The sequence below is a fragment of the Amycolatopsis sp. cg5 genome, from assembly GCF_041346955.1.
Taxonomy (GTDB): Bacteria; Actinomycetota; Actinomycetes; order Mycobacteriales; family Pseudonocardiaceae; genus Amycolatopsis.
Genome location: NZ_CP166849.1, coordinates 8,114,235 through 8,130,156 on the forward strand (window position 1 = coordinate 8,114,235; position 15,922 = coordinate 8,130,156).

Below are 15,922 nucleotides of genomic sequence, written 5' to 3' on the forward strand. Positions count from 1 at the left end.
CCCGGCGCGCCGACCCGAGACGATCAGCTGATCCCGCCAGGCCGTGACCACTGCGTAGGCTCAGCGCATGGGAAGGCGTGTGCTCCGCGTGGTGCTCACCGTGCTCGCGGTGGTGGCCGCGGTACTGAGCAGCATCGTCATGTTCGGCTCGTACAACTGGGTCGAAGCGGACCAGAACTTCTACCCGGACGGGTGGTCCACCAGCTCCTTCCTCCTCGGGCTCGTCGCCGCGGTGCTGCTGTGCTGGCGGCATCGCTGGCCCGAGGTGATCACCGGTATCGCGCTGGTGTCGCCGCTGGTGCTCGTCGGTGACTCGATGGCCGCGCTGATCGGGCTCGCCGCGCTGGCGAACCGGCGCCGCGACCGCGTGCTCTGGATCGGCACGGCACTCGTCTACGCGGCGACCCTGCGCGCCGTCTGGCGCGACGCGCACAACGTCGAGCACTCGATCGCCGGGCTCTGGATCGGCGACTCGCCCTCCCCCGGCTGGCAGATCGTCGGCATCGTGCTGACGACGACCGTGTTCGTCGCGATCCCGCTGATGGTCGGCATCCTCAGCGGGATCCAGAACGAGCTCACCCGCAGTGAGCTCCACGAGCGCGAGCTCCGCGCCGAGATGACCCGCCGCGAGGAGCGCACCCGTATCGCCCGCGAGATGCACGACGTCCTCGGGCACCGGCTGTCCCTGCTCTCGCTGCAGGCGGGCGCGCTCGAGGTCAGCAAGGACACGCAGGCGTCGAGCGAAGCCGCCAAGAGCGTCCGCACGACCGCCCGCCAGTCACTCGACGACCTGCGCCAGGTCATCGGCGTGCTGCGTGACGGCGACGCGCCGCTGGGCCAGCCCGCGAAGCCCCAGCCGACGCTGGCCGAGGTGCCCGACCTGATCACGAACGCCCGCGCGGCAGGCATGGTCATCAACGTCACCATCCTGCTCGAGGAGGCGGGCACCGCGCCCGCCCAGCTGGGCACCGCCACCTACCGCATCCTGCAGGAATCCCTCACGAACGCGCTGCGTCACGCACCCGGCGCCCCGGTCGACCTGACCGTCCGCGGCGCGCCCGGCACGGGACTGACCATCGAGGCCGTCAACGCGTTGCCGCTGGTCGCGCACCCGTCACCGGGCTCGGGCACCGGGCTGACCGGCGTCGCCGAGCGCGCGAACCTGCTCGGCGGCTCGGTCACCGCCGGTCCGTCCGGCACCATGTTCGTACTCCGCGCCTGGCTGCCGTGGGAAGCGCACTAACCTGGAGCCGTGAACCAGCTGCGCGTCCTGCTCGTGGACGACGACCCGCTCGTGCGCACCGGCCTGTCCATGATCCTGGCCAGCACGGACGACATCCGGGTGGTCGCCGAGGCGAGTGACGGCGACGAAGCGGTCCCGGCGGTCAACCGGCACGCCCCCGACGTGGTGCTGATGGACGTCCGCATGCGCCGGATGAACGGCCTCGAAGCCACCGCGGCCCTCATGGCGCTCGCCGACCCGCCGAAGGTCGTCATCCTCACGACCTACGACCTGGACGAGTACGTCTTCGACGCGCTCGGCGCCGGCGCGAGCGGCTTCCTGCTCAAGGAGTGCTCGCCCCAGGAGATCATCGACGCGGTCCGGCTGGTCGCCGCGGGCGAGGCCATGCTCACCCCGAGCGCCACCCGCAGGCTCATCGGCCAGTTCGTCGCGACCCGCACGAACCCGCGCCGCCGTCAGGCCCGCGCGGCGCTGGCCTCGTTGAGCGACCGGGAACGGGAAATCGTCACGACCGTCGCCCAAGGGAAGACAAACGCGGAAATCGGCGCCGAACTGCATTTGAGCGAGGCCACGGTGAAAACCCACATCACCCGTGTCTTCGCGAAACTCGACGCCACGAATCGGGTCCAGCTCACGATTTTCGCCTACGAAGCGGGCTTGGTTTCCGCCTGACGCAGTGCCGCCGGGTTAGAGTCAGCGGATGGGCACCGAGGCTCTCGCCACTCCGGCTCCTCGGGAGCAGCGTGAGCTCATGCAGGCCATGCTCACGAGGCTCCCGGAGTTCGCCGACCGCCTCGCGAAGCTGCTCAGCGAGAAGGACGAGTTCTACCACCAGGTCGACGCCGTCGCGCCCGACGAGCTGCGGCAGGTCTGCCGGGCGAACCTCAAGCGGGCGCTGACGTCGTTCGCGGACGGGCGGGAGCTCTCGCTCGACGCGGCGCGCAAGACCGGGCTCGCGCAGGCGCGGCAAGGAATCCCGCTGCCCGCCGTGCTCCGCGCGTTCCGGATTGGTGGGATGTTCGTCTACGAGGCGCTGCTCGGGCTCGCCGGTCCCGGGTTCATCAGCTCGGCGCAAACGGCGGCGATGAGTTCGACCGTTTGGCGCACGATCGACCTCTACTCGGACGCACTCGCCACCGCATACGACGAAGTGGCGGCCGAGCCGTCGCCGGAGCGGCGGGAAATGCTCGAAAACCTGCTGCAAGGCAGGCTGAGCGACCCGCTGGAACTCGAGGAAACGGCCGCGGTGCTCGGGTTGCCGCCGTCGGGGATGTTCGTCGCGGTGGTGAGCGAAGCCGTCGAGCCCGATTGGCACAACGCGGTCGAACTGCTGCTGCGCGCGCGGCGGTGGCGGTCGGTGTGGCGGCACGGCGCGGAAGCCGGGCTGGTGGCCATCGACCGGCTCGAAGACGTGCGGCGGGTGCGGGACGTGCTGGGCTCGATGCCGCTGGCCGTCGGGATGAGCAAGCCGTTCACCGGGCTGGCCGAGATCCCGGACGCGCTGAGCCGCGCTCGGGTCGCGCGGCTTTCCCTTCCGGCTGGCACGCCAGGCGTCGCCGTCTTCGGTGATTCACCGGTGACGACGCTGGTCGCCGGAGCGCCGGCGATGACCCGGGAAGTCGTCCGGTCGAGTCTGTCCGGCGTGCTCGTTTTGCCCGCGCAGGAACGAAAAGTGCTGCTCGACACGCTCGCGGCGTGGTTCGCCGGGCACGGCTCCGCGAAGCAGGCGGCCGACCGGTTGTTCGTGCATCCGAACACCGTTCGCTATCGGCTGCGGCGGGTGCAGGAACTCACCAAACGCGACCTGACCGATCCGGTCGACATCGGCGAGCTTTACGTGGCACTGGAATCCGTGCGGCTCGAAGCCGAGGACTGATCGGCGTCGATGAGCACGGCCAGCCGCAGCAGCTCGCGGCTGAAGCCGGGGCGCGCGGTGAGCCGCACCGCGAGCGTGCGGCCGCGCGTGGTGGTGCCGACCGGCAGCGTCACCTCGGCACCCGGCCTGCTCGTCCACTGTGGACGATGTCCCGGCACGGACACGACGATGTCCGGTCTCGGCGCGTGCCCGCGGCGGCGCCAGCGTGACTTTCTCGCGTCGAGATCCCGGATGACGTTGCCGTGCAACGAAAGCAGCGCGGCGACGTCCGCGACCGCATCGCGGAGCTCGGTGTCGGCGATCGAATCGGAGTAAGCGCCGATGTCCATGGGCAGATGGTCGCCGCACCGGCATTGTCCCTGGGAACAAACATTTTTGGCCGCTTGCGCCGAACGGTGGTCCTGGTACGACCTTACGGGCGAATCGGATACCTGCGACGCAGGGTCACAATTTGACCCCGGCTGACAAGAGAGTCACTATCTTGCAGCCGGTTACCGTCGGGTAGTTTCGGTGTTCGCAGCCTCACCGAGGAGGACCGTTGCGACGTGTTTTCAGCCTGATCTTGCTGGGACTGGGCGTATTCGCGATCGCGATCGCGGTACTGCTGCCCACTTTCGTCTACGCCAAGCTGGCGAAGGTCCCGCTCGATCAGAGTTCGACGTCCGTGCTGGAAGGCTCGAACATCCAGGTGCTGGCCGTGACCAGCAAGGGCGCCGAGCTGCGCAAGGGCGCGACGCTGGCCGCGACGGCCAAGGTGCAGGCCAACTTCGAGCCCGCCGAGATGAAGGCGGGCACCGACGTCGCGGTCTGGCTGCTGGCCGTCCAGGTGGTCGACGTCAAGGACAACACCATCGTCAGCGCCAGCAAGCGGCAGGTGTGCTTCGACCGCCGCACGGCAGAGGGCTACGTGCCGAAGGACGGCGAAGAGCTCAAGTGCCAGGCCAAGAGTTCGTTCGTCACCAAGCTCGACGAATCGGTGAAGGTCCCCGAAGGCGCCAAGCCACCGGAGAAGAACGTCGAGCGCGCCCAGCCGGGCCTGCAGTTCAAGTTCCCGTTCGGCACCGAGCAGAAGACCTACCCGGTCTACGACGACAACACCGGCACCGCGGTGCCCGCCGAGTTCAAGGGCACCGAGGAGATCAACGGTGTCGAGGTCTACAAGTTCGTCCAGAACATCGGTGACACGCAGATCGCGACGAAGACGGTCCCCGGTTCGCTCATCGGATCGTCCGAGGATTCGGTGAAGGACGTGCCGCTGTTCTACAAGGGCACCATCACCATGTGGGTCGAGCCGGTCACCGGCGTGCAGGTGAAGCAATCCCAGCAGCAGCACCAGGAACTGCGGCCCGCCATCGGGTCCGGTGAGACGACGGTGGTCTTCGACGGCACGCTCACGTTCGACCAGAAGACCGTGAACGGGCTGATCGACCAGGTCAACGCCAACAAGGGCAAGCTGGACTTCATCACCACGGTCGGGCCGATCGCGTTCGGCGCCGGCGGCGGGGTCATGCTGCTGCTGGGCCTGTTCCTGCTGCTCACCTCGCGCAAGGCCGTGCCCGAGCCCGAGCCCGCCGAGCGCACGGGCCCGCAGCACGGGCTCACGAGAAAGTCCCTCTTCTAGGTACCGTTCTTTCGAAGCACCAAGACGAGGTTCCAGGACGCGATTTCCCGCAGTCCTGGAACCCTCGCGATCCACATCGCCCAGCTCGGGTGATAACGCGGATAAGCCTGGTGCAATCGCGCGAGCGGAGTGCTTTTCGCCCAGCGGACGGCCGCGCCGACCGACAACGGGAACAGGGATTCACCGAATTTGTTCTTCGGCTCCTTGCCCATGGTCCGTTGATAACGCCGTCGCGCGTAATGGCCACCGAAGAAATGCCAAGGCGCGGTCTCATGGCCGCCCCACGGCGAATACCACGGCGTGAAGGAGATGAAAACGGTGCCGCCGGGCTTGGTGACCCGGCACATCTCGTCGAGCATCACCCAGGGCTCGCCGACGTGTTCCAGCACGTTCGACGAGTAGCAGATGTCCACGGATCCCGTGCGCACAGGCAGTTTCGTGCCGCTGGCGCGCACCATGTTCTCGCCGGGCGCGCCCCGCGCGGACAGCTCGCCGACGTCGGGGTCGACACCCAGGTAATACGCGCCCGCCGCGCGGAAAGCGTCGGAGAAATAACCGGGGCCGCCGCCGACATCGACGATCGTCCGGCCGTTCAGCGGCGTGTGAGCGGCCAATTGCCGGACGGAATCCTCGGCGAGGGTCCGATAGAAACCGTCAGGGTCGGTCTGCTCGGTGAGAAATGCCCGGAACAACGTCACGGAACGACGCAAGGTGGCCCGATGATGAACCGGCGTTGAAATGATCCCTACCATCGAACCATCGCTTTCTGAGAATGATTCGCCTACTGTGTACGCACCGGTAACGTAGCACCGCCGCCATAGGTTTGGAGAAAATCGATGCGCCGACCCCGTGTGCTCCTGGTCAACTGGCGTGACACGGGCCATCCCGAAGGCGGCGGCTCGGAGCGGTACGTCGAGCGGATGGCCGAAGGACTGGCCAGGTCCGGCTACCGCGTCGAGATCCAGTGCGCCGAGTACCCGTCGGCCAACTCGGGCGAGTGGCGTGACGGTGTCCGCTATCGCAGGCGCGGCAACAAGTTCGGCGTGTACCCGCACGCGCTGCTCGCCATCCGCAAGGCCCGCGCCGATCTGGTGGTCGACGTGCAGAACGGGATGCCGTTCTTCGCCAAGCTGGTCGCGGGCTGCCCGGTGCTCGTGCTCGTCCACCATGTCCACCACGAACAGTGGATCAGCGCGCTGGGTGAGGCACTCGGCCGGATCGGCTGGTGGATCGAGTCCACCCTGGCGCCCTGGCTGTTCCGGAAGTGCCGCTACGTCACGGTTTCCGACGTCACCAAGGACGAGCTGGTGACGCTCGGCGTGGACCGCTCGCGGATCGGCGTCGTGCCCAACGGGATGGACGCGCCGCCGCGGCTCGACACGAGCCGCAGCAAGGAACCCACCCTCGTCGCCGTGAGCAGGCTGGTGCCGCACAAGCGGATCGAGCACGCGATCGACGTCGTCGCCGAGCTCGCGCCCCGCTGGCCGACGCTGCGGCTCGAAGTCGTCGGCCAGGGACCGTGGCACGAGGTCTTACGGGAGCACGCCGTCCGGCGTGGCGTCGCCGACCGGGTCCGATTGCACGGCTGGGTCGACGAGCGCGGCAAGCACGAGGTGCTCGCGCGGTCGTGGGTGCACCTGTGCCCCTCGGTCAAGGAAGGCTGGGGAATCGTGAACATGGAGGCCGCCGCGCACGGCGTGCCTTCGGTCGCGTACCGGTCGGCAGGCGGGGTCACCGAGTCCATTGTGGAGAACGAGACCGGCCTGCTGGCCGACGACTTCGACGATTTCGCCGCCCAGGTGGACACGCTGCTCCGCGACCGGCACCGCCGCGCCGCCATGGGCACGGCCGGCGTCGCGTGGGCGGGCGAGTTCAGCTGGGACCGCAGCGCCGACCGGTTCGAGTCACTGGTGCGCGACGTCGCCGGGCTGACCGCTCCCCGTGCGCGCACCCTGCCGTCGCAGGGCGGCGACCACGCCGTCGGCCAGCCTGCCCGCGGCCGCGCCGTCGAAGTCCTTGCGACGTGCGCGCACGGTCACCGTGCTGGTGTCGCCGACGGTGGCCGCGCCGAACGCCACGCCTGACCGCCCGCTGGCCGCCGGATAGAACGCGATCGACCGGACACCGGCGGCCTCGACCACGCCGAGATTGGAGACGAGGAAGGTCGACCCGAGCCTGCTCGCGAGCAGCCGGGTGCCGAGTCGCGCGATTTTGCTGCTACGCGCCGGAAAATCCGGCTCCGGCGCTTGAGCCGCCAACGCCGTCGCGACTTCGCGTGCGACCGGCGCGGCACTCACCCGCAGCCGGAAGAAGGCGCTGTCCCGTTCCGGTTCCGGCGCGGCACCCGCCCGGCACGAGGCGCCGATCGCGGCCACCACCCGTGCCGCGGAACCACCGTGCTCGCCGTTCCAGCGCTCTGTCGCGTGCGCGGCCGCCGTGACGAGGTCCGCCGCGCCGAACCGCATCCTGGGCTCGTTCCTGGCGCTGAAGACGTCACCAGGCGTCGCGACGCCGCCGTCCGGCGTGATCCTGGCCGGTGGCGCGAAAAGAGCCTCAGCGAGCCGCTTGGCCGCCGAGGTGAGAAAGGACGTTCCCGCGGACCTGGCGCCGATTCCCTTGGCGCCGGACGAAATGGGACTGTCCACAACGATCCCGAGCACGGCCAGCAGGCCCAGCCCGTCGAGCGCGCCGTGATGCGCGGCGACGAGCACCGCGGGCTCGTCCGTGCACACGGCGACCCGGATCAGCGGCTCGCCGCGTTCGTAGGGCCGGGCCGCGAAGCGCGCGCGTACCCGCGGGATTTCGGCAGCGCGGATCGGCTCGACGGCCGCGGGCGCGCCGAGATGGGGGTACCTGACCGTCGCGTCACGAAGCCGTTCGCGTGCGGATTCGACGGGCAGCACCGAAAAAAGGCGTGCTTCGACCAGGATGCTCCAGGAAACGGTGGGATCACCGTAGAGCCCGACGACGCTGTGCGCCTGGTCGGAAGCTGTCTGGGACATCGGCCTGAGGCGTCAGCGGTTGCCGTAGATCGTCGGCAGGTTGTCGAGCGGGTTGTACTTGTCCTGGAACCTGGCCTCCACCGTGGTGGTGGTGTCCGGGTCCGAGGTGCTGACCAGTGCGAGGCTGCCGCCCGCGGCGAGCCCGAGCCCGGCGAGTGCGGCGGCGACGACGCCTACCAGGGTTGCCAAGGGTTACTCCTTCTGCGGCAGGGAAATCCGGCCGGGGCTCAATCTACGCATCGGTAACATGCTGCACAACAGTGCGGCCATGATCGTTGTCAGCGCTACTCCATTCGCCAGCAACACCCCGGTCCAGGAGACCTCGCGCACCGCGGGCGCGACCGGCGTCCGATACAGCGTCAGCCAAGGCCCAGACCACACTGGAGTGGCGTCGGCGAGCAACGCGGGATCGACCCGGCCGGGCGTGCCACGCTCGACGAGAATCCATCCGACGCCTTCGAAAGCCAGCTCACGCGCCGATTTCGCCTGCCGGATCCGATCGAGCCTGGTGTCCTCGCCCGCGATCACCTGAGTGCCGACGCGAAGCGTGTCATCGATCAGCACGGTCTTCGGCAGGGCCCGCGGCGCTGGATCGAGCTGCGTCCGGAAATCATTCCACCGGAAAACGCGGAACGTGGAAAAAGGCAACGCCAGCACATCGCCCGGCCGGTCGTCGCCGTCGAGCAGATCGTGCACGGCCCGCCAATCGTCCGGGTAGTGCACGGTTTCCAGCCTGCCCCAGCCCGCGAACGCGAGATCCGGCATCACGAGCAACGGGAAAACGGCCGCCACCACGACCACCCCCTTCGCCCGCCGCGCGGCCGCTTCGACCGCGAGCGCGAACCCCAGCGCGATCGGCAACGCCAGCCACGCCACCCACTTCTGCGCGTCCCGCAGCAGTCCGGCACCGGGAACGTGCGTCATCGCCCAGGTGAGCACGGTCTCGCCCAGCGGCAAAGTCGCGAGCGAAGCGAGCAAGACCCCGCAAACCCCGAGCAGCACCAACGATCGCGCGGGCGCGGCACCCCAGCGCCGCGCCAACGTCTTGAGTCCCGGCATCGCGATGGCCAGCGTCACGAGGATCAGCACGGGCGCGATCGGCCCGCTCCGGCTGCCCGGCACGACATCGCCGTTCCAGATCCCCCCGAGCCCGAGCACGCTCAGCATCGCCGGCCCCCAGCTCTCCGGCCGCGCGCTGAACGCGGCGACCCCGGCGGGATCTGACAGCGAACCACCTGGGTGCGCCAACGTCGGCACCAGCCAAGGCAAGTTGAGCAAGATCGAGACACTCACCGTTTGCCAAGCCTTACGAGGCCCAGCAGCGACAACCGCGGTAGCAGCAGCCAGGACCCCACCGGGCGGGGTGAGCATCGCAGGCGCGCAAGCGAGCACCAAGTGCGCAAGCGCTTTCGGCTCCTCTCTGAGCTTAAGACCCGCTTTGACTATCCAAGGCAAGCACGCGTACGTGATGAGCAGCGGCCAGTGCCCGATGAACAGCCGTTCCGCGAAGTAAGCGGTCCACGCGTAACTCGTCGCCGCGACCAGCCGGACACCCAGGCTTTCGGTCGGCACCAGCCGCCCAGCCCCATAAGCGGCGAAGAAGACCGACAGCACGAGCACGAGTTTCTGCACGATGTCGCCCGGCAACACGCTCGTCGCGAGCGCCGCGACCGCGTCCGCCGGAACGGACCGCGCCAGCGAAGACCCGAGCCCGAATGCGTCCGGCACCAGCGATTGCCGTGGTGCGAACACCATGTCGTAGCTCAGCACGAACCCGCGCCCGAGCAACGGCGCCAGCATCAGCAAGGCGAGCCCCGCCGAGACTGCAGGCAGGGCAAGTCGCCTGGTTACTCCCAACGGCCCTCCCTTTCGGCTTCCGGCCGGGCTATGGTCGCTCGATTACTCGCCGGTAATAAAGGAGCGGGTGTTGACCGTAGCCGAAGCACGGACGGACGAGCGCGTTTCCGCGATCCTCGTCTCGCTCGCTTTGGCATGCAACAACGCGGGCAGCTACGCCCTGAGCCTGGTGGCCGCCCGCATCCTCGCCCCGAGTGCGTTCGGCGAACTCAGCTCACTGCTCGCGGTCCTCGTCATCGGCGTCGTCCCCGCGATGGGCCTGCAGACGGTCACCGCACTCCGCGTCGCCCGCAAGTCCGACACCTCCCTGATGACTCTCGGCTTGACAACGGCGTCGATCGTCGCCGGCTTGGGCCTGCTGTTGGTGCCGGTTCTGGTCCTCGTACTGCACCTGGGCTCTTTCGTGCCCGCGCTGCTCCTCGCGGCCACTCTCGGCCCTCTGACGCTCCTAGGCCTCTTTCACGGCCTCTTACAAGGCAGCAGACGCTTCTCGGTCCTCGCAGGCCTTATCGCGCTCGAAGGCGTCGGCAAAGTCGGAGGCTCACTCGTCGGCCTGCTGATCACGGGCAATGCGACCGGCGCGTTGGCAGGAACGGCACTCGGCTCCCTCATGGTCGTGACGGTCAGCTGGATCGTCTGCGGCAAACCCCGCCCGGTCCGCGGCGCCCGTGTCGGCGAGGTCCTGCACACGGCCCAGGCCATGCTCGCCTTGGTCCTCCTGGTCAACCTCGACCTGGTACTCGCCCGCCACACCCTCCCCGCCGCCGTCGCGGGCGAGTACGCGCTCGGTTCGATCGTCACGAAGATCGCGTACTGGCTCCCCCAGGCGGTCGGCGTCCTGGTGCTCCCCCGCTTCGCACACGGCGGCTCACGACGGCGTGCCCTCCCGATCGCGCTGCTGGTCTGCGCGAGCCTGGACGCGGTGGTGCTGGCGGTCGCGCTGATACTCGGCCCCGGGCTGCTGACGATCATCGGCGGCGCCGGCTACGCGGGCAGCACGATGGCGGTGTGGCCGTTCGCGCTCACCGGCTCGATGCTCGCACTGGTCCAGCTCCTGCTGTACGCCCGCCTCGCCGACGGCGACCGCCGGGTCACGGTGCTGATGTGGGCGGCCGTGGTGACCGAGGTCGTCGTGGTGACGGCCTGGCTGCACGGCTCGGCCGCGCAGGTGGTCGGGGTTTCCGCCTGCTGCGTCGGCGGGCTCGCGCTCGCCGGTGCCTACGTCGAGATCCGGGCTTCGGGGCGGGGACGGGCTTGAGCTGTCTGGTATGCGGCTCGGAGTTCGGCGAGTACTTGGTCGGGCTCTGTGCGTAGGCGAGCCGGTTCGGTCTGGAGTACGACGATCCCGGCTTTCGTGTAGCGGGTGTTCCTGGCCAGGGTTTTGGCGTAGTCGTCGCGCTGGGAATGGTGGCTGCGTGAGTCGATTTCCCAGGCGAGTGCGACCTCGTCGGCCCAGGCGTCGGGAGTGGCGATGTGGTGACCTCGCGCGTCCACGATCTTCACGTTCCAGTGGCAAGGCGGGAGGCCTGAACGTTGCCAGAGACGCCAGGCATCGGCCTCGGCTACGGATCGGGCGCCGCCTGTCAATGGCACGAGTGCGCGCCTCGGCTTCGCGGCACCGCGGGAGCTGCCCTGCTCGAGTTCGCGGGCGAGCATGTCGACGGTGCAACGGCCGCGCTGGACCGCCTCGGTCATGACTCTGAGGATCGTGTCCTCGTCTCGGAGTCGCCTCGTGGCATCGAGCACCGCCCGGTGCACAGGAGCGACTGGAATGCCTTGGCGGATCAGTGGGTCCGGCAGGCGATTGGTCAGCTCTACATGAACGAACCGGGTGCTGCTGATCTTGTGCTCGGAGGGAACGAGGACATGCACATCCTTGGGCATGGGGAGGTTCCGGAGACCGAATCGGCGAAGTGCCCAGATCCCGGTCAGCATCGCGCCTTCGCCGCCGTGGAGGACCGCCGCTTGGATGCGGTGTTCATCGGTCGGCTCGGCATTGCTGAGAAGGACAACGCCCCGCACCAACATTTGCCAAACTCCGCGCGCGCATCGGTGGGTGATGGTTCGGCGCGGCACACCGAGCCTTTCGAGCGTTGCCAAGCGAATCACGATCGGCTTGGCCAGTAGCGGGTTGTCCGCCCAGGTTCCTCTTCGCACCTCACCAGACTGGAGTGCTCGGGCCGTTGCCCCAACCTCGAACGGCTCCAGCGGACCGTTCGCGTAGCCGTGATGCGCGAAACCCGAGTTTAGGCCACCCAATGGCCCAAACTCGGGTTTCGCTCACGGCACACGGCGCGCCCCGAACCACTCGACACAACAAGCGACCACAGCCGCCGCGGCGAGCAAAAGCGCCCCCTGCGTAACCAGCCCATAAGCCCAGTCCTGCCCATGCCCCAGCAACCGCCCGGTCACCGCGACCCCGGTCCCCACGGCCATCCCCCCGAAAGCCAGCACCCGCGGCACCCGTTCACTGAACTGCCGCCCCAGCAGGCACACGATCAGCAGCACCACCGGCAGCATCCCGCCCAGCACCACCAAGACCAGGATCATCCCCACCGCGGCCACACTCGCCCCACCCGGCTCGACCGTGATCCGCCGCCGTCGCGCGGGCAAGAACGCGCCCAGCAAGAACAACGCGACCGCGATGGCCCCGGCCAGCAGCGCCGTCCGATACGTGGAGTCCGGCGTGAACGCCAGCGACACGACCCCGCCCGCCCCGGCTGGCACGAGCCAAGCCTGCTGCCACCCATCGACCCGGGTCTTCACCAGCGGCCGACCGTCCAAAGTGGCCACCCAGCCCGCGTTCGCGTTCTCCGGGACCGAGAGCACCGCTTCCTCACCAGGCGCGACCGTGACCTCGCGCGAAGTGGCGTCCCATTTGGACACTTGGACGGCACGGTGCTCGACCGGCCGGACGACGGCGCCGTCCGGCCGGAACCACAAGTCCTGCACCACGAACGAATCCGACCGATCGGTGCGCACCTCGTGCCCGCCCGGCGCGAGTTCGACCCCGCCGTCGGAGTCGGGGCACGTGCGCAGCGCGAGCGGGCGGTGCGCGGTCAGATCGGCGAGCGTGCCCTGCACGGACGTGTGGTAGTCCAGCCCGTCGAGGTGCACGTTCGGCCCGGCGCCGCAGGGGACCGTGAACGAGGTCTCCGGGCTCGGCAGGCCGTCGAAGGACAGGGTGCCGATGCCGAACGCGATCCGCCGGTCGTCGTCCGACGCGATGATGCTGATCTTCAGCTGCTTGGTCTCCAGCGGGGCGAACGTCGCCACCCCGTCGGTCAGCTCCACGACCTGGCTGCCGGAGTCGGCGGCCAGTTCCAGCCGCGGCGGCGCCTTGGCCGTTCCCAGCGGGTCGACGGCCACGCGCAGCGACGAGATCCGTTGGGCCTCCGGCCAGTCGAAAGTCAGTGTCGGGCGCAAGTCGGTCAGATCGGGGATCCACGCCGTCGCGGGGTCGCCGTCGACGGCCGCGAAGCCCGAGGCCGCGATGTCGCCGCCGAGCTGGGAGGTCGCCGAGACCTGCACACCGGGCAGTGTCACCGGGTTCCGGGCGTCGAACGCCGGGACCACGGTGCCGCCGAACGTGAACGCCGTGCGTGCCGTGGTGCCGAACAGCCGGTGCACCCCGCCGGGTTCCTCACCTTGGCGGGCCAAGGCCGAGTCGCAGCGGACGTGGCCGTCGTCGGTCACGCAGGCGTAGCGCGGCTGAGCGCCTCGCGTGAACGCGAAGCCGGGGACGTCGCCTGCGGGCAGGTCGGACGGGACCTCGAGGGCGCGTTGCGGGTCGGTGCCCGGGATCTTGAGCTCGGCGATGCCGACGTTGCCGTCCTGCCTGCCGACGACCAGCGACAGCAGCGTGATCCGGACCTTGCGGGTCAACCCCGGGGCGGTCGGGTAACTGTGCGGACCGGCACCTCGGGCGACCTGCTGCTCGACCGAGCCCGCGTCCGTGGTGATCCGGATGCGGGTGGCGGGCCAGCCGACGCGGATGTCTTCGACCATCTCGAGGTCGACCGCGTCGACCAGCCTCGGGGTGTCGAGCTCGACCTCGAGCCATTGCCCGATCGGGCCGGTGAACGACGACGAATGCCAGGCCGTGCGCGGGTCGCCGTCGATGGCCGCGAACGGCTGATGACTCGGGTCCGCGCTGCCGAACGCGTCGGCGAACGAGGCCGCCGTCGACGCGGTGACCGAGCGGATCCCGCGATACGCGGCGACGGTCTGGTGCTGCCTGCCGGGGAACGGCAGCACGTCGCTGGCCGCGCGGTCGAGTCTCGGCGACTCGGACGCGGTCAGCGTCTGGCTGAGATTGTCGCGCACACCGGCGACATTCCGTTCGGCGCGGCGCAGTCCGTCGGTGACGTAGCGGGGACCGCCGGGCGAGCCGCCGTCACCGGTGAGCACGGTCGGCGCCGACGGGTCGAGCTGGCCCGAATTGAGCAGCGGCAGCAACGACTCCGGTCCGCCGCTGACCGTCGGAACGTCCTTTGTGGACGTCGCGGTGACCGTCGGCACCTCGCGCTGCACCTCGTAGACCTCCAGCGGGCCGAACGTCGCGGCCTTGCCGATGCCGGGCGAGCCCGCGAGGCCGGACCGCAGTGTCGACACCGCGGGCGCGTCGAGCTTGCGGCGGTCGATGTCGTTGCGCAGCAACAGGAACCGGTACCCCGACCGCGCGAGCAGCGGCGCGAGGCCAGTATCGCCCCTGCCGTCGGAGAGCGCGGCGTCGACGGTGTCCATCAGCCGCGTGTTGCCCTCCGACCCGAGCGGGACCTGGTTGCGCACGGCCCATGGGCTCGACGCGAGCGCCTGCGCTGGCTCGTCGACCGTGCGGCCCCACTCGTACTCGCCGAAGCCGGTCGCGGGCAGCATGAGCGTGCGGGCACGCGCGTCGGCCTTGGCGACGTACGCGAGCGCGTCATGCCAGTACTGGGGCACGTCGTCCCAGCCCGGTCCTGGCCGCAGCGTCAGCATGAACGCGGGCGCGGCCATCGCCAGCACCAAGACCAGGCCGAGCGCCGGGCGCACCCAGCGGCGCGCCGCGTGCACAGGCCCCGAGATGCCGTAGACGAAAGCCAGCATGAGCGGCAGCCGCAGCACCGGCTCGAATTTGTGCACGTTGCGCAGCGGCGCGAGCGGCCCGTCGAGCAGATGCCGCACCGGCTCCGCGAGCGGGCTGTCGAGCGTGCCGACGTAGCCGACGGTGAGCAGCGTGAGCCCGACGAGGACGCCCAGCACGAGGAACCGGCGTTCCGGCAGGGCCGCGCGGGTGAGCCCGAACAGCCCGACCGCGGCCACCAGCCCGGTCACCGCCATCAGCACGGGATTGTCGATCAGCGTCCAGCCCGCCGGCCACCACGGCGTGCCCTGCACGACGTAGGCCACCCATTGGTTCGTCCCGCGCAGCACCTCGAACAACGACATCGGCGCGGTCGTGTTCGTCGCGGACTCGATGTAGTTCAGGAATGGCAGGCTGTATTCGCCGAGCAGCAGCAACGGCAGGATCCACCAGAGCGTCGCGCCGACGACGAAGGCGATCCACCACAGCACCAGCTTCAGGTGATCCGTCGTCCAGAACCGGGTCAGCAGCCACAAACCGGGCAGCACCAGCGCCATGACGACCATGGCTCCGTTGACACCGCCCATGCACAAAACGGCGACCGCGGACAGCCCGGCGGCACGGCGCGGCGACCCGATACGGTCCGCGCGCACCAGTGGCAACAGCACCCACGGCAGGAGCACCGCGGGCAGCATTTCCGCCGACAGCGGCCCGATTTCGGTGAGCATGCGCGGCGCCAGCGCGTACCCGAGCGCGCCGACCAGCCGCGCCCGCTCGGTGCCGATGCCCATCGCCCGCGCGAGCAGCAGCGCGCCGCCGAACGCGACCCCGAGCAGGATCGCGCACCACAGCCGTTGCGAGATCCACACCGGCAGGCCGATCGCGCGGCAGAGCGCGAAGTACGGGCCCATCGGGAACAGGTAGCCGTAGGCCTGGTTCTGCAGTTCACCGCTGGTCGCCTGCGGGTTCCACAGGTGCAGCGCGCGCACGAGGAAATTCAGCGGATCAACCGACAAGTCGAGCTTCGTGTCGAAAGTCGTCTTGCCCGGCCGTTGCACGAACGACACCACGGCCAGCCCGAGCACGATCCAGGCACTCGGTCCGCGCAAGAACCGCCGCGGTGTCCGCTCGACACTGCTCTCGGTTCGCTCGGCCGTTGTTACCATCCGGTAGATACTAGGCGGAAACGTGGCTACGATGGGCCGACGATTTTTCCCACCTGCCCAAGGCGGTGTGCTATTCCTTCTGAGCGAACGCA

13 protein-coding genes are annotated in these 15,922 nt (G+C 69.3%); 7 read left to right on the forward strand and 6 right to left on the reverse strand.

Going from position 1 to position 15,922, the window contains the following annotated elements; translation table 11 throughout:
• Positions 1 to 67: 67 nt before the first annotated feature.
• Genes AB5J62_RS36620 through AB5J62_RS36630 form a run of 3 tightly spaced genes read left to right on the forward strand, consistent with a single transcriptional unit; the run spans position 68 to position 3,119 of the window.
• A complete protein-coding gene (locus tag AB5J62_RS36620) occupies positions 68 to 1,243 on the forward strand; it encodes a sensor histidine kinase (RefSeq protein WP_370944619.1) in 1,176 nt (391 codons plus the stop codon).
• Positions 1,244 to 1,252: 9 nt separating this feature from the next.
• A complete protein-coding gene (locus AB5J62_RS36625; protein WP_370944620.1) occupies positions 1,253 to 1,915 on the forward strand; it encodes a response regulator in 663 nt (220 codons plus the stop codon).
• A 28-nt stretch (positions 1,916 to 1,943) separates the two neighbouring features.
• Entirely contained in the window at positions 1,944 to 3,119 is a 1,176-nt protein-coding gene (locus AB5J62_RS36630; protein WP_370944622.1) for a PucR family transcriptional regulator, read from the forward strand.
• Here the strand turns inward: AB5J62_RS36630 and AB5J62_RS36635 are convergent.
• A complete protein-coding gene (locus AB5J62_RS36635) occupies positions 3,077 to 3,448 on the reverse strand; it encodes a hypothetical protein (RefSeq protein WP_370944623.1) in 372 nt (123 codons plus the stop codon). The genes AB5J62_RS36630 and AB5J62_RS36635 overlap by 43 nt on opposite strands.
• Positions 3,449 to 3,657: 209 nt before the next feature.
• On the opposite strand from AB5J62_RS36635, the gene AB5J62_RS36640 reads away from it, so the two are divergent.
• Positions 3,658 to 4,740 carry a DUF3068 domain-containing protein gene (locus AB5J62_RS36640; RefSeq protein WP_370944625.1) on the forward strand — a complete coding sequence of 361 codons (1,083 nt, stop codon included), beginning with the start codon at positions 3,658 to 3,660 and terminating at the stop codon, positions 4,738 to 4,740.
• On the opposite strand, the gene AB5J62_RS36645 is transcribed toward AB5J62_RS36640, so the two are convergent.
• Positions 4,737 to 5,438: a class I SAM-dependent methyltransferase gene (locus tag AB5J62_RS36645; protein WP_370944626.1), complete on the reverse strand. Its 702-nt coding sequence runs from the start codon at positions 5,436 to 5,438 to the stop codon at positions 4,737 to 4,739. The genes AB5J62_RS36640 and AB5J62_RS36645 overlap by 4 nt on opposite strands.
• Positions 5,439 to 5,591: 153 nt before the next feature.
• Between AB5J62_RS36645 and AB5J62_RS36650 the strand changes: the two genes are divergently transcribed.
• Positions 5,592 to 6,824, forward strand: a complete 1,233-nt coding sequence (locus AB5J62_RS36650; protein WP_370950432.1) for a glycosyltransferase family 4 protein — start codon at positions 5,592 to 5,594, stop codon at positions 6,822 to 6,824.
• A 930-nt stretch (positions 6,825 to 7,754) separates the two neighbouring features.
• On the opposite strand, the gene AB5J62_RS36655 is transcribed toward AB5J62_RS36650, so the two are convergent.
• Both AB5J62_RS36655 and AB5J62_RS36660 read right to left on the reverse strand, forming a co-directional pair.
• The gene (locus tag AB5J62_RS36655) at positions 7,755 to 7,931 is read right to left on the reverse strand and encodes a hypothetical protein (RefSeq protein ID WP_370944627.1); all 177 of its coding nucleotides are present in this window, start codon (positions 7,929 to 7,931) and stop codon (positions 7,755 to 7,757) included.
• Positions 7,932 to 7,934: 3 nt separating this feature from the next.
• The gene (locus AB5J62_RS36660; protein WP_370944628.1) at positions 7,935 to 9,599 is read right to left on the reverse strand and encodes a hypothetical protein; all 1,665 of its coding nucleotides are present in this window, start codon (positions 9,597 to 9,599) and stop codon (positions 7,935 to 7,937) included.
• A gap of 70 nt (positions 9,600 to 9,669) precedes the next feature.
• Here AB5J62_RS36660 and AB5J62_RS36665 point away from each other — a divergent pair, with 70 nt between their 5' ends.
• Positions 9,670 to 10,857, forward strand: a complete 1,188-nt coding sequence (locus AB5J62_RS36665; RefSeq protein WP_370944629.1) for a polysaccharide biosynthesis protein — start codon at positions 9,670 to 9,672, stop codon at positions 10,855 to 10,857.
• On the opposite strand, the gene AB5J62_RS36670 is transcribed toward AB5J62_RS36665, so the two are convergent.
• Positions 10,818 to 11,294 (reverse strand): hypothetical protein, encoded by a 477-nt coding sequence (locus AB5J62_RS36670; RefSeq protein WP_370944630.1) that lies wholly within the window; start codon positions 11,292 to 11,294, stop codon positions 10,818 to 10,820. The genes AB5J62_RS36665 and AB5J62_RS36670 overlap by 40 nt on opposite strands.
• Positions 11,295 to 11,351: 57 nt before the next feature.
• On the opposite strand from AB5J62_RS36670, the gene AB5J62_RS36675 reads away from it, so the two are divergent.
• Positions 11,352 to 11,726, forward strand: a complete 375-nt coding sequence (locus tag AB5J62_RS36675) for a hypothetical protein (RefSeq protein ID WP_370944631.1) — start codon at positions 11,352 to 11,354, stop codon at positions 11,724 to 11,726.
• 153 nt (positions 11,727 to 11,879) lie between these two features.
• Here AB5J62_RS36675 and AB5J62_RS36680 read toward each other — a convergent pair whose 3' ends face one another.
• The gene (locus AB5J62_RS36680; protein ID WP_370944632.1) at positions 11,880 to 15,830 is read right to left on the reverse strand and encodes an alpha-(1->3)-arabinofuranosyltransferase family protein; all 3,951 of its coding nucleotides are present in this window, start codon (positions 15,828 to 15,830) and stop codon (positions 11,880 to 11,882) included.
• Between the last annotated feature and the right edge of the window lie 92 nt (positions 15,831 to 15,922).